This is a genomic window from Arthrobacter sp. P1_B4 (genome assembly GCF_056406555.1).
Genome location: NZ_JBFTZW010000036.1, coordinates 17,110 through 30,556 on the forward strand (window position 1 = coordinate 17,110; position 13,447 = coordinate 30,556).

The 13,447-nt window shown below is 69.9% G+C and carries 13 protein-coding genes; 7 read left to right on the forward strand and 6 right to left on the reverse strand.

What is annotated here, in order from left to right:
- Positions 1-33: 33 nt before the first annotated feature.
- Positions 34-681: a 16S rRNA (guanine(966)-N(2))-methyltransferase RsmD gene (rsmD, locus tag AC1D1W_RS12610; protein WP_243177153.1), complete on the forward strand. Its 648-nt coding sequence runs from the start codon at positions 34-36 to the stop codon at positions 679-681.
- Here rsmD and AC1D1W_RS12615 read toward each other — a convergent pair.
- The 3 genes from AC1D1W_RS12615 to AC1D1W_RS12625 are packed head-to-tail and all read right to left on the reverse strand — an operon-like array spanning position 678 to position 3,546.
- Positions 678-1,463, reverse strand: a complete 786-nt coding sequence (locus tag AC1D1W_RS12615; RefSeq protein ID WP_243177154.1) for a spermidine synthase — start codon at positions 1,461-1,463, stop codon at positions 678-680. The genes rsmD and AC1D1W_RS12615 overlap by 4 nt on opposite strands.
- 2 nt (positions 1,464-1,465) lie before the next feature.
- A complete protein-coding gene (locus tag AC1D1W_RS12620; RefSeq protein ID WP_243177155.1) occupies positions 1,466-2,674 on the reverse strand; it encodes an aminotransferase class I/II-fold pyridoxal phosphate-dependent enzyme in 1,209 nt (402 codons plus the stop codon).
- Positions 2,671-3,546, reverse strand: coding sequence for an SDR family NAD(P)-dependent oxidoreductase (locus AC1D1W_RS12625; protein ID WP_476943866.1), 876 nt, complete (start codon positions 3,544-3,546; stop codon positions 2,671-2,673). Before AC1D1W_RS12625 ends, AC1D1W_RS12620 begins: the two co-directional genes overlap by 4 nt.
- Before the next feature lie 87 nt (positions 3,547-3,633).
- Here AC1D1W_RS12625 and coaD point away from each other — a divergent pair, with 87 nt between their 5' ends.
- The 5 genes from coaD to mutM all read left to right on the forward strand — a co-directional run bounded on the left by coaD (position 3,634) and on the right by mutM (position 6,799).
- Positions 3,634-4,134 (forward strand): pantetheine-phosphate adenylyltransferase, encoded by a 501-nt coding sequence (gene coaD, locus AC1D1W_RS12630; protein ID WP_028277957.1) that lies wholly within the window; start codon positions 3,634-3,636, stop codon positions 4,132-4,134.
- A gap of 175 nt (positions 4,135-4,309) precedes the next feature.
- Positions 4,310-4,834, forward strand: a complete 525-nt coding sequence (locus AC1D1W_RS12635) for a YceD family protein (RefSeq protein ID WP_079553424.1) — start codon at positions 4,310-4,312, stop codon at positions 4,832-4,834.
- Positions 4,835-4,870: 36 nt separating this feature from the next.
- Positions 4,871-5,074 carry a 50S ribosomal protein L32 gene (gene rpmF / locus AC1D1W_RS12640; protein WP_009356569.1) on the forward strand — a complete coding sequence of 68 codons (204 nt, stop codon included), beginning with the start codon at positions 4,871-4,873 and terminating at the stop codon, positions 5,072-5,074.
- Positions 5,075-5,095: 21 nt separating this feature from the next.
- Positions 5,096-5,818, forward strand: a complete 723-nt coding sequence (gene rnc, locus AC1D1W_RS12645; protein ID WP_243177156.1) for a ribonuclease III — start codon at positions 5,096-5,098, stop codon at positions 5,816-5,818.
- 9 nt (positions 5,819-5,827) lie between these two features.
- The gene (gene mutM, locus AC1D1W_RS12650) at positions 5,828-6,799 is read left to right on the forward strand and encodes a bifunctional DNA-formamidopyrimidine glycosylase/DNA-(apurinic or apyrimidinic site) lyase (protein ID WP_476943867.1); all 972 of its coding nucleotides are present in this window, start codon (positions 5,828-5,830) and stop codon (positions 6,797-6,799) included.
- On the opposite strand, the gene AC1D1W_RS12655 is transcribed toward mutM, so the two are convergent.
- Genes AC1D1W_RS12655 through AC1D1W_RS12665 form a run of 3 tightly spaced genes read right to left on the reverse strand, consistent with a single transcriptional unit; the run spans position 6,735 to position 11,496 of the window.
- A complete protein-coding gene (locus tag AC1D1W_RS12655; protein ID WP_476943868.1) occupies positions 6,735-7,772 on the reverse strand; it encodes an NAD-dependent epimerase/dehydratase family protein in 1,038 nt (345 codons plus the stop codon). The two genes, mutM and AC1D1W_RS12655, sit on opposite strands and share 65 nt — an antisense overlap.
- Positions 7,769-10,480, reverse strand: a complete 2,712-nt coding sequence (locus AC1D1W_RS12660; protein WP_476943869.1) for an alpha/beta fold hydrolase — start codon at positions 10,478-10,480, stop codon at positions 7,769-7,771. Before AC1D1W_RS12660 ends, AC1D1W_RS12655 begins: the two co-directional genes overlap by 4 nt.
- Entirely contained in the window at positions 10,474-11,496 is a 1,023-nt protein-coding gene (locus AC1D1W_RS12665) for a 3-oxoacyl-ACP synthase III (protein WP_028277960.1), read from the reverse strand. The genes AC1D1W_RS12660 and AC1D1W_RS12665 overlap by 7 nt, the downstream gene beginning before the upstream one ends.
- Before the next feature lie 263 nt (positions 11,497-11,759).
- Here AC1D1W_RS12665 and AC1D1W_RS12670 point away from each other — a divergent pair.
- The coding region (locus AC1D1W_RS12670; RefSeq protein ID WP_476943870.1) for a chromosome segregation SMC family protein at positions 11,760-13,447 on the forward strand (1,688 nt) is incomplete at its 3' end.

The following is a 13,447-nucleotide window of genomic DNA, read 5'->3' on the forward strand; positions in this document are numbered from 1 at the left end:
GAGCCAGGCAAACACGTCCGCGGGGGTCCGCGCATGAGCCGGATCATTGCCGGTGCGGCCGGCGGCAGCACGCTGAACAGCGTGCCCGGGAACCTGACACGGCCCACCACCGACCGCGTCAAGGAGGCCCTGTTCTCCCGGCTGGACGCCTTCAACGTCATCGCCGGCGCCCGCGTCCTCGATCTGTACGCGGGATCCGGCTCGCTGGGGGTGGAGAGCGGCAGCCGCGGCGCGGACTCCGTGGACCTGGTCGAATTCGACGCCAAGGCAAGCGCCGTCTGCCAGCGGAACGCCGATCTTGTCAACACTGTCACGGGCCGCAAGGTGGTCTCCGTGCACCGCTCCAAGGTCGAATCCTTCCTCGACCGGGCCGCCGACTCCGCGATCTGGGACCTGGTGTTCCTGGACCCGCCCTACCCCTTGGACGAGCCGGCCCTCGCTGCCGTGCTGGCCAAGCTGGTGCCGCACCTGGGCGAGGGAGCGGTCGTGGTGGTGGAACGCTCGTCCCGGAGCCCCGAGCCGGCATGGCCCCAGGGCATGGAACGGTTTGCCGAGAAGAAGTACGGCGAAACCCGGCTGTGGTTCACCGAGCCCGGCGTGGAAGCCGCGGACGCTGTGGAAGCAGCGGACCTGGCGGCAGTGGACGCTGTGGAAGCAGCGGACCTGGAAGCAGGGGACTAGCCGGCCAGCGCGTCCAAATCGACGCCGGTGAGCAGCCGGGCCGGATGCGGACCGCGCGCCGTGAGCGCCGCCGTCCAGACCTCCGGCCACGGCCCCTGCGTCCCGGTCAGGATGATGTTCCCGGGGTACCGGCCAGTGAACATTCCGGCCTCCGCGAAGGCCGAGACGTCGGCCATGGCCCGGCCCATGGCCGCGATCTGGCTCCGGACCAGGGTCAGTCCGGGTTCGTCGCCCACGTTGACGATCAACACGCCGCGCGGCGTCAGCCGGGCCGCCGCCTCCTGGTAGAACCCGGTACACGCGATGTGTTCCGGCGCCTCCGGCCCGGAGAAGATGTCCAGGATCACGACGTCGAACCGCAGGCCCGCCGGAAGCCCGGCGAGGGCGTCGCGGGCATCGCCGATCACCGTGTGCAGCTCGGTCCCCTCCGGCAGGGGCAGCTGAGCGAGCACAAAGTCCAGCAGTTCCCGCTCCAGCTCCACCGCGTACTGAACCGAGCCGGGCCGGGTGGCCTGGATGTAGCGGGCCAGGGTCAGGGCCCCGGCGCCCAAGTGCAGCGCCGTGATCGGCTCGCCCCACGGGGCGGCGAGGTCCACCACGTGCCCGATCCTGCGCAGGTATTCGTAGAAGATGTCCGCGGGGTCGGCCAGGTTGACGTGGGACTGCTCGGCGCCGCCGATGCTCAGCACGAAGCCGCCGTCGGTAAAGGCATCCGGTTCGATCACGGCGTGCTGCCCGGTGGTTCGCAGGAACCGCGAGGCCCCGAATTGCTGCCCGGCCATGTTCACAGCCTGTCGCGCAAGGTCGCCAGCCGCTCGGCGGCCTCCTCCAGCACGTGCAGCTGCTTGCAGAACGCGAAGCGGAGCAGGCTGCGGGTGCGTTCGGCGCCGTCGGCGTGGCAGAAGACGGGCACAGGGATCGCGGCGACGCCCACGAGGGCCGGCAGCCTGCGGGCCAGCTCCACGGAATCGGTGATCCCCAGCGGTGAGGTGTCCACGTTGACGAAGTAGGTCCCCTGCGGGGTCAGCACGTCGAGGCCGGCCGCGCGCAGTCCCTCGCTGAGGATGTCGCGCTTGTACCGGAGGGTGTCGGCGATGCCGGCGTAAAACTCGTCCGGAAGCCCCAGGCCCACCGCGATGGCGGCCTGGAAGGGCGTGCCGGAACTGTAGCTAAGGAACTGCTTGACCGTCCGGGCGGCGGCCACGAGCTCCTCCGGCCCGGAGAGCCAGCCGATCTTCCAGCCGGTGAAGGAGAACGTCTTGCCGGCCGAGGAAATGGTCAGCGTGCGCTCCGCCGCCCCGGGCAGCGTCGCGACCGGGATGTGCCGCACACCGAAGGTCAGGTGCTCGTACACTTCGTCGGTGACGATGACGGCGTCGTACTTCGCGGCCAGTTCGACGACGCGCTCGAGCACCTCGCGGGGAAACACCGCCCCGGTCGGGTTGTGCGGATTGTTGATCAGCACCACCTTGGTGCGGTTGCTGAACGCGGCCTCGAGTGCGGCCAGATCCGGCATGAAATCCGGGGCCAGGAGCGGGGCGGTGACGTGCGTGGCGCCGGAGAGCCCGATGATGGCGCCATAGGAGTCGTAGAACGGCTCGAAGGTGAGCACTTCATCTCCCGGACCTACCAGCGCGAGCAGGGCAGCGGCAATGGCCTCCGTGGCGCCGGTAGTGACGATAATTTCGGTCTGCGGATCCGCGGCCAGCCCGTAGAACCGCTGCTGGTGCACCGAGATCGCCTCCCGCAGCGGCAGGATGCCCTTGCCGGGCGCATACTGGTTGGCTCCGGCGGCGATCGCTGCCTGGGCGGCCTCCTTGATCTCCACGGGGCCGTCCTCGTCCGGGAAGCCCTGGCCAAGGTTGATGGCGCCCGTGCTCAGGGCCAGGGTGGTCATCTCCTCGAAGATCGTCACGCCCAGAGAGCCATCGGGGGAGAGCAGGTTGGCGCCGGTTGCGGCGCGCTGCCACGGCAGCGGCATGCGGGGGCTCATCGGGTGCCCGCCTTCTCGTCCCGGCCGGTGAAGCTGTCCAGGGTGGTGTAGATCCCAAAGACCTTTCCGCCCACGAAGTCCCACGCCCGCACCGGCAGGATGCCCTTGAGTACTTTCCCCAGCATGGCCATGGCGGGGGCGATCAGCTGCGGCCGCCCGGCGGCCGTAGCACGCCATGCCCTGTCCACGGCATCCTCCGGTGTCATGAGCGGGGTCAGCAGGGGACCCCGGGCTCCCTCGAACATGCCGGTGGAAATGTAGCTGGGGCAGAAGGTGGTGACTTTCAGGTGGCCGTAGCCCTGCTGCTCAAGCTCGAGCCGGAGCGAGTCGCTCCAGCCGATGACGGCCCATTTTGAGGCCGCGTAAACGCTCATCCGCGGATTCGAGACCGTGCCGGCGGCGGAGGCAACGTTGAGGATCCGGCGCGGGCGGCCGGCGCCGGCCATCATGTCCGGCAGGAACTCCAGGGTGACGTACATGGGGGCGAGGGCGTTGATGTCCATGGTCAGGGCGATGTCACGGTCCGGGGCGTGGTCCCAGAAGTACGCGCCGCGGACAATCCCGGCGTTATTGACCAGCAGCGCCAGCGGTCCCTCGGCCCTGACCTCCCGGGCGGCGTCGGCAATCGCGGCGCGATCCGCCAGGTCCACCGTGCGGGGGACGGCGCGGGCGCCCAAAGCGGCGACTTCAACGGCGGTGCCGGCCAGGGCATCGGCGTCGACGTCCCAGAGGATCACTACCTCGGCGCCTTCCCGGGCGGCGCGGAGGGCGTAGAGCCGGCCCATGCCGCTGGCGGCACCGGTGACCAGGACCACGCCGCCGTCCACGGTGAAAGGCGGCGCAGTGACGGGCCGAACAGTGACAGGCCGCACAGTGAAAGGAGAAGTCGCGCGATTGTTCGATGCTGACATTCAGCCATGTTATCCCGGGCTGCGGCGCGGATACGGTAGGTTCGGAGCATGAGACGCGCTGTTTGCCCTGGCTCTTTTGACCCCATCCACAACGGACACCTGGAAGTCATTGCGCGTGCCGCGGGCCTCTTCGACGAGGTGATCGTGGCCGTATCCACGAACTATTCCAAGAAGTACCGCTTCAGCCTGGAGGAGCGGATCGACATGGCCAGGGAAACGTTCGCGTCCTTGCGCGGGATCGTGGTTGAACCCGTGGGGGAGGGTCTCCTGGCCGAGTACTGCCGGCAGCGCGGTGTGTCGGCGATCGTCAAGGGCCTGCGTTCGTCCTCGGACTTTGACTACGAGCTGCCGATGGCCACGATGAACCGGCAGCTGACCGGCGTCGAGACGGTGTTCCTGCCGGCGGAAGGCCACTACCTGCACCTGTCCTCCACCCTCATCAAAGAGGTCTTCGCCCTCGGCGGGGACGTCTCGGACTTTGTTCCCCGCTCCGTGCTGAAACGGCTGGCCCCGGGCGAGCCGGTCCCGAACAGGGCGCGCAAAGTGTAAGCTTGACCGGTACTCGGCGGCCTGTCGCCGGTTGCGTGGCCCGAATCCGAGGCCGCTTGTGGTGTGAACCGCCGGCGTGCCCCCCGGTTTGAGTCCGTCCGGAAGTTCAGGCTAAGATAGTACGTCGGTCATATGTTCAACAGGAGTTCTCATTAAACGAGATGCTAGTTCGCCCTTGGCGTTCGACGTCAAGGACCTCGGACGCAGTCCGGGAAGCATGCGGACGCTGACGGAACATGTACCCGCGCCAAGTGATCTTGGCGTGGCGCTCATTGGCGTGCAGGAAGGCTCGGATGTCGAGCTGGACCTGCGGCTTGAGGCCGTACACGAAGGAATTCTGGTATCAGGAACCGCGCACGTCGAAGTTACTGGCGAATGCGGCCGATGCCTGGATCCCCTTGCGTATGACCAAGAGGTTGATGTGCAAGAACTTTTCTTCTACGAGGATGCTGTGTTCTCCGACGAAGAAGACGAAGAAGAGCAACGTCGAGTCGAGCACGATCTGATCGATCTTGAGCCGGTGTTGCGGGACGCAGTTGTCACCATACTGCCGTTCCAGCCGGTGTGCCGGGAAGACTGCCAGGGCCTTTGCTCCGAATGTGGAGTGCGCCTGGAAGACGAGCCGGGGCATCACCACGAGGTCGTAGATCCTCGCTGGGCCGCCCTGGCTGACTTGGCTAAGCCTGACCGGCAAAACTGATTTGTAAGTGTTTTTCTAGAGAGAAATGAGTTAGCCGTGGCTGTCCCGAAGCGGAAAATGTCTCGCTCGAATACCCGCGCCCGCCGCTCCCAGTGGAAGGCAACTGCCCCCCACCTGGTGAAGACTGTCGAGAACGGCCAGGTCACGTACAGCCTGCCGCACCAGGCAAAGGTCGTTACCGACTCGGCTGGCACTGCGCTGTTCCTTGAGTACAAGGGCCGCAAGGTCGCAGACGTCTAATCCGCCAACAGGCTGAAAAAGATGTCTTCAACTGAAGAGCTTCTGAAGCGTCTCGGTGTCACTATTGACGCCGGGACGCTTCGTCTTGCGCTCACACACCGTTCCTACGCCTACGAAAACGGCGGCATCCCCACCAACGAACGGCTCGAGTTCCTGGGCGACTCCATCCTGGGGTTCTCCGTAACGGACGCGCTGTACCGTGACAACCCCACGCTGCCCGAAGGCGACCTGGCCAAGCGCCGTTCCGCCGTCGTCAGCACCCGGGCGCTGGCCGGCATCGGCCGCAGCATCGGGCTGGGGGAGTTCATCTATCTTGGACAGGGCGAAAAGCTCACCGAAGGCAAGAACAAGGCCTCCATCCTGGCGGACACCATGGAGGCGCTGATCGGCGCCACCTACCTCTCCAACGACATCGAGACGGCCCGGCAGCTGGTCATGCGGCTGGTCGGCCCGCTGTTGAAGGACGCCGCCGCCCTCGGCGCGGGCACCGACTGGAAGACTTCCATCCAGGAGCTCGCCGCCAGCCGGCAGCTTGGGACCATCAACTACGCGGTCGACGGCTCCGGGCCGGACCACGCCCGGACGTTCGAGGCCGTGCTGCGGATCGGCGGCACGGACTACGGCACCGGCACCGGCAACTCCAAGAAAGAGGCCGAACAGGAAGCCGCCGCCGACGCCTGGCGCCGGCTGACCGCCCCGGCCGCGCCGGATCCGCAGCAGCTGCAGTCCCAGACCGGCAGCTAGGCAGCGGCGTTGCCTGAACTGCCCGAGGTCGAGGTGGTCCGGCGCGGCCTGGTGAGCTGGGTGCGCGGCCGGACCATCACCTCCGTCGAGGTCCTGGACCCGCGCTCCCTGCGCCGGCACGCCCTGGGACCGGAAGACTTTGCCGGCAACCTTGAAGGCGCACGGGTCCTGGACGTGGTCCGCCGCGGCAAATTCCTGTGGATGCCGCTGGCGGACACGCCCGCCGCGCCCGGAAACGGTACCCCGGCCGGCGGGCAGGGCCCCGCCGTCGCGCTCATGGCCCATCTGGGCATGTCCGGCCAGCTGCTCATGCAGGACCCCGGCGTTCCGGATGAAAAACACCTGAAGGTCAGGCTGCGGCTCAGCCCAGCCGACGGCATGCCCGGACAGCTCCGGTTCGTGGACCAGCGCATCTTCGGCGGCCTGTTCCTGACCACGCTGATCCCCACCGACGACGGCGGCCCTGGCGGCCTCGCCGAAACGCCGCTGCCGCTCATCGCCGAGGAAGCCGCGCACATTGCCCGTGACCCGCTGGATCCCTGGTTCTCCTTCGAGACCTTCTACCGGCGCCTGCGGGCCCGCAAAACCGGGCTCAAGCGGGCGCTGCTGGACCAGGGCCTGGTGTCCGGGATCGGCAACATCTACGCGGACGAGGCCCTCTGGACGGCGCGGCTGCACTACGCCCGGCCCACCGACACCCTGCGCCGCCCCGACGCGCTGCGGGTCCTCGACGCCGCCCGCGAGGTCATGACGGATGCCCTGGCCGCCGGCGGCACGAGCTTCGATTCGCTCTACGTCAACGTCAACGGAGCCTCCGGGTACTTCGACCGTTCCCTGAACGCCTACGGCCGGGAGGGGCTCGAGTGCAAGCGCTGCGCCGCCGCCGGCCGGGTCAGCCGGCTCTTGCGGGAACAGTTCATGAACCGGTCCTCGTACACCTGTCCCGTCTGCCAGCCCCGGCCGCGGAACGGGCGCTGGTAGGGGGCGTCCGGGCGTAGTGCCCGGCCAGCCTCGCCAGGCCCTCGTCAAGCGAAACGGCGGGGGACCAGTTGAGGAGTCCACGGGTCTCGCGCTGGTCGAACCAGTGGGCGGTGGAGAGCTGCTCAGCGAGGAATCTGGTCATCGGCGGCTCCCCGGACCGGCCGGACCGGGACCACACCTTCTCCACCACCGATCCCGCAGCCCGCGCGAGGCTGCCCGGCACCGTCCACGACGGCGCAGGGACGCCGCCCGCGGCGCAAATGCCCGCCAGCAGCTCACCGACCGGGCGGGGTTCGCCGTTGCTGACCACGAGCGCCAGGCCGTGGATGTACTCCATCCGGTCAAGGGCGGCGACGATGGCCGAAGCGGCGTTGTCCACGTAGGTCGTATCGATCAGGGCCGCGCCGGCGTCGAGCAGCGGCAGGCGGCCGCGGCTGGCACGTTCCAGCACCCGTTCCACCAGCTGCGTGTCACCCGGGCCCCAGACGATGTGCGGGCGCACCGCCGTGACCCGGAAACCCGGCGAGTCCGCGGCCAGCGCCAGCAGTTCGGCCTCGGCCTTCGTGCGGGAGTAGTCACCGTGCGCGCGGACCGGGTCCGCCGCCTCGGCGCCCAGCCCGGCGATGGCGGCCCCGGAATTGGCCACGGACGGGGAGGAGACAAACACCAGCTCCCGCACACCGGCCTCGCGGGCGGCCCGGAGCAGGCGGCGCGTGCCTTCGATATTGACCTCGTCGAACTCCGCGGCGCGGCCGGTGAAGGAGACCTTCGCGGCCAGGTGGATGACGCCCTCGGCGCCGGAGACGGCGCGGCGCACGGCGGCCTCGTCAGCAACGGACCCTTGGAGGTCCGTGGCGCCGTCGACGCCGGAGGGGCGGCGCTGGAACGTGCTGACGGCGTGGCCCTGCCGCACCAGCAGCCGCGCGACTTCCCCGCCGAGCAGTCCGCTGGCGCCGGTGACGAGGACCCTCATGGCGTGCCCGGACGGCCGCCGGCCAGCACCGCCGAAGCCCACCGGGCCAGTCGGCTCCTGTCGATCTTGGCGTTGTGGCGGATGTCGGTCGGCTGGGAGGGGACAGCGAGCACGGCGGAGACGCTGACCCCTGCCGCGCGGGCGGCGTCCCGTACGCGGCCCGCCAGCTGAGGGGCGGCCAGACCGGCCCGGCGGACCGGCGGAACGGTTTCGACGACGGCGACGACAGCCTGGGTCCCGGACGGACCGACCCCGACGACGGCTGCCATCCCGACGTCGTCCAGGCGTTCGATGGCCTGCTCGGCGCCCACCGGAGTCACCACCGCGCCCGGAGCCGTCACGACGTGCACGAGGCGTCCTTCCACCCAGAGCCGGCCGGCGGCGTCGAGGTGCCCCACATCGCCGGTGCGGTGCCATCCGGCCGTGCGGACGCTCTCGTGCTGGGTCAGCCAGAGCCGGTCGTAGGCTTCTTTCACGTGCGGGGCCCTGATGAGGATCTCCCCGCTCACTCCGGCCTCCCTGACGGGCTCGTTCCCGGGTGCGGTGCCGTCCGCGGCCAGCGGGATGATGGCCACGCGGGCGCCCTGTACCGGCCGGCCCACGCACACGCCGTTGCCGGCGCCTGCCATGGTTCCGGCGGCGGCGTCGGCCGCGGCGGCACGGATCTGTTCGAGGCTGATGTCCGTGACGGGCAGCGCCTCAGTCATCCCGTACGGGGTGTGCAGCGAGGCCCGCGGCAGCAGCCGCTGCACCTCTGCGAGAAGGGCTTCAGGGACCGGCGCGCCGGCGGAGAGCAGCAGCTCCACGCGCCCCAGGGCCTCGTGTCCGGCCCGGCTCAGGCCGGCCCGGGTGGCCAGGACGTTGCGCAGCGCCGCGGGGGAGGCGAAGACCACCGTGGCGTCGATGGCTGCTGCGGCGTGCGCCAGCGCGCTGGCCGTCAGGGTGCGGGGGGCGGTGACGTCCATGGCGGGCGTTACCGAAACGGCTCCGAGCGCCGGTCCCAGCAGGGCGAACGGCGCGAAGCCCGCCACCAGGCGTGCGCCCGGGCGGATCTCCAGCGTCGCGGCCACGGCATCGCGCATCGCCGCCAGCCGCCCGTGCGTGTAGACCACGCCCTTGGCGGGCCCCGTGGAACCGGAGGTGAACAGCACCGCGGCGGGGGCGTCCGGGTCCGGAACCGGGGCCGTGCCCGGGCGAGGGAGTCCGGGGCTGAGGCCGGCTCCGCGGCGGGCAAGAGCAGCCAGGGAGGTCTCGACGGCGAGGAGCCCGCGGCGCCGGGCCGGCAGGTCCCGCACACTGATGCGCCGTCCCGGCCAGCCAAGTACCGCGGCGGCCGCCAGGGCCTTGTCGATTCCGATGAGGAAGTCGGGGGTGGCGCCCTTCACCGCACGGCTCAGGCCGCGGGTACCCAGGCCGGCGTCGGCCACGATGACCACCGCGCCGAGCCGCAGGCAGGCGTAGAGGACCACGGTCAGGTCCACGCCCGGGGGAACCATCAGGCTCACCCGGGTGCCGTTCCCTACAGCGGCGTCCTGCAGGCCCGCAGCGAGGGCGGCGATGTTCTGTTCGAGCTCCTGCCAGCTGAGCGAGCGGGCGACGCTGCCGTCCGTGGCCATTTCCGCGACGGCGGTATCCCCGGCCGCTGGTCCCGCCGCCAGCTCGGCGAGGGGCGCCCACAGGGGCGGGACCCCGGCGCCGGGCTTCAGGGGCCCTGTCCCGAATTCCAGCATCGAGTCGTCGGCCGGGCCGTCGGCCAGTTCGTTGGCCGGCCCGCTGTCCGGGCCGCACCCGGCCAGCCACTCGAAGACGGGCGCGGCGATGTCCCTGTCTTCCGCGACCAGGTGGCCGGCACCCTCGAAGCGGTGAACTTTCGCGTCCGGCAGCCGGCCGATGAGGTCCTTGAGGTACCGGTCGGAAAAGATCGGATCGCGCGGGCCCCAGAGCATCAGGGCCGGAACCCTCAGCCCGCGCACCCCTTCCGCGACGCGGCTGAGCGTCGGAAAGCTGGGGTGGGACGCGTCGGCGGGAATGTCCGCGACAAAGTTCCCCACGCCGGCGCGGCGGCCGGCGCCGCGGTAGGGGGCCATGAAGGCGCCACGGACATCGGCGGCGAGCGGTGGGTGGGCCAGGGCATGCGTCACGCGCAGGAAGGTGTCCGTCCCCGTCGTTCCCCAGCGGTGCACGGCAGGGTGCAAGGCAAGCCGCAGTGCAGGCGGGATGCGGGCGCCGGAGGGCTGGTGCACGGCTGTGTTGGTCAGCACGACGCCAGCGAGCTGCTGCGGATGGGCCACGGCCCAGCCCAGGCTGATCACGCCGCCCCAGTCGTGGCCGACGGTGACGACCGGGCCGTCCAGGCCGAGCGACGCGGTGAGGTCGCCCAGGTCGTTGATCCGGTCCTCCAGGCGCCGGAACGTGCCGGTGCGCTCGGAGAAGCCCATGTCCAGCTGGTCCACGGCCACCACGCGCCACGGATGTGCGGGGGCGGATCCGGCGGCCAGCAGGGTCCGCCACAGGTAGGACCACGTCGGGTTGCCATGCACGCACAGCAGGGTGCCGGCAGGTGTCAGGCCGCGGCGCGCGAGCTGGGCACCGTTGTCCAGCAGGTGCCAGCGGCGCACGGTGCCGGGCTCATCCGCGGCGGAGGTGGAAGCCACATCGATTTCGCGCGACCATTCGGGGTCGACGCCGGGCCAGTCGGCGGCTACCAAACGATTTCCACCATGGCGGTGTTCAGGCCGGAACCGACGCCCATGCACAGCACGCGATCCCCGGCGGCGAGAGTCTGCGCTTCGGCCGCGAGGGTCATTGGGAGGGAGGCCGGGCCCACATTGCCCCAGTGCGGGAACGTGATCGGCACCTTGTCCGGGTCCAGGTCAATGGCGTTGATGATGGCCTGGGTATAGGCATTGCTCACCTGGTGCGTGACATACCGGTCCATCGAGGCCCAGTCCCACTCCGGCTGGGCCTCGTGCCAGGCATCGACCACGAGCTGCAGGCCGCCGTCGAGCAGGCCTTTGGTGTCGGTGGCCATGCCGTCAATGCTGCCCACGCACAGTTCATGGTGCTCGGTGCCGGCACGCATCACGCCGCCGAGGACCCGGTGCGCCCCGGGGTGCTCGTCCGCCGGGCCCAGGACGGCCGCAGCCGCTCCGGAGCCGAGCGTCAGTGTGGCGAACTCGCGGTTGAAGTCCTCGCGGGTCGTCTCGGGCCGCTGCAGCCGGGCCAGGGTGGCCTCCTGCGTTGCCTGGGCGTCTTCACCGTTGACGATCATCGCGTACTTGATCTGGCCGGAGTCGATCATGTTGGCCGCCAGGGTCATGCCGTTGACGAATCCAAGGCAGGCGTTGGCCAGATCAAAGTTCATGGCCGACGAAGGCAGGCGCAGTCCGTGATGGATCTTTACCGCGACGGACGGTTCGAGGTTGCGCCGCGTCACGGAGGTGTTGATCAGCAGGCCAATCTCGGACGCTTCGATGCCGGACTCGGCCAGGGCCTTTGCACCCGCCTCGATGGCTGCGTCGTCGAACGATGTCCCGGGGGCCCACCAGCGCCGGTGCGTGATGCCCGCGACCCGTTCGAGCAGTTTCGGGGGGACCCTCAGCCGCCGCAGGGTCGAAGCCAGCCTGCGGTCGAAATCCATGGAACTGACGATCGTCGGAGCTTCGACGCTGCTTACCGAAAGTAGAGCGGTGTTGCTGTGCCGGAATGTTGCATTGCCTACCAATTCAAGCCCCTGTTCATGTCCGTCCTGCGCTCCGGCGGTGGCCGCTCACAAGCCCGAGAGCTTAACTATGCCCCGTGCAGGTCAATTCCCGCATATGCGGCCTCCGCCATCTGCGGCGGCTTCGCGCTGGTTCTGCGCGGAATGACCGCAGATGCGCAGTAGATTGTATGTATCCGGGGCCGCCCCGACCCCCCCCGCGTTCGTCCGAATCATGCTTTCGTCGGACAGCGGGCCAGTCCGCCGACCAGGAGAACCGAAGCGCCTTGCACCTGAAAAGTCTGACCGTCCGGGGATTCAAGTCGTTCGCCTCGGCGACGACCTTTGAATTCGAACCGGGCGTCACCGCCGTGGTGGGCCCCAACGGCTCGGGCAAATCCAACGTGGTGGACGCGCTGGCCTGGGTCATGGGCGAACAGGGAGCCAAGACCCTCCGCGGCGGCAAGATGGAAGACGTGATCTTTGCCGGCACCTCGGGCCGGCCGCCCCTGGGCCGGGCGCACGTCTCGCTGACCATCGATAACAGCGACGGCGCCCTCCCGATCGAATACAGCGAGGTCACGATCTCGCGCACGCTGTTCCGGACCGGCGGCTCGGAATACGCCATCAACGGCGCGGGATGCCGGCTGCTCGATATCCAGGAGCTGCTCTCCGACTCGGGGCTGGGCCGCGAGATGCACGTGATTGTCGGCCAGGGCCAGCTGGACAAGGTCCTGCACGCCACCCCCGAGGACCGGCGCGGCTTCATCGAGGAGGCCGCCGGCATCCTCAAACACCGCCGCCGCAAGGAAAAGACGGTCCGCAAACTCGAAGCCATGCAGGCCAACCTGTCCCGGCTCAGCGACCTCACCGGCGAAATCCGGCGGCAGCTGACCCCGCTGGGCAAACAGGCCGAGGTGGCCCGGCGCGCCCAGAGCGTCCAGTTCGAGGTCCGTGACGCCCGCTCACGGCTCCTGGCCGACGACCTCGTTGCGCTGCAGTCCGCGCTGGCGCAGGACGTGGCGGATGAATCGGAGCTCAAGGCACGCCGCGCCGTCGTCGAACGCGACCTCGAGGCGGGGCGGCAGCGCCAGGCCGTCCTCGAAGGGCTCGCAGCCGAGGCCACGCCCGCGCTGAACGCCGCGCGGGAGAACTGGTATTCGCTCTCCACCGGTCGCGAACGGCTCCGTTCCCTCGGCTCGCTCGCCGAGGAACGCCGCCGCCTGCTCGGCGCCGCGGATGTGGTTCCGGACACCGGCCGGGACCCGGACCAGCTGGAGCAGCAGGCCGCCCGCGTCCGCGACGAGCAGGCCGGGCTGGAACGGCAGATCCTGGACCGCACCGAGGCCTTGGACGCCGCGACAGCCGCCAAACACGACGCCGAACAGGCCGCCGCCGCCGAGGACAAGCGGCTCGCGGCCCTGCTCCGGGCCGCCGCGGACCGGCGTGAAGGCCTGGCCAAGCTCGCCGGGCAGGTCGGCGCGGCACGGTCCCGCGTCGAGTCTGCCCAGTCCGAGCTCGGCCGTCTCCGCGAATCGCAAAAGGCCGGCGAGGAGCGCCGACGGCAGGCGCACAGCGAGTTCACAGCCCTGGAAGCGCAGGTCGCAGGGGTCGAAGACGGCGAGGAATCGCTCGACGCCGATTACGAGGCCGCGAGCGAGGCCCTCGAAACCATCATCGCCGAAATTGACGCCCTGAAGGCGGCCGAGCGCGAAGGCGAGCGGGAACGCGGCGCCCTTATGGCCCGCCGCGATGCCCTCCAGCTGGGCCTGAACCGCAAAGACGGCTCCGGGCATGTGCTCGGCGCGGCAGCCGGGGACCTGGCCGACGGGGTCCTGGGATCGCTGGCATCCATGATCACCGTGGATCCCGGATTCGAGGCCGCCGTCGCCGCCGCACTCGGCAGCGCGTCCGACGCCGTGGTGGTCCGGGACCAGCAGGCGGCCGCCGCTGCCGTGCGGCTGCTGCGCGCGGA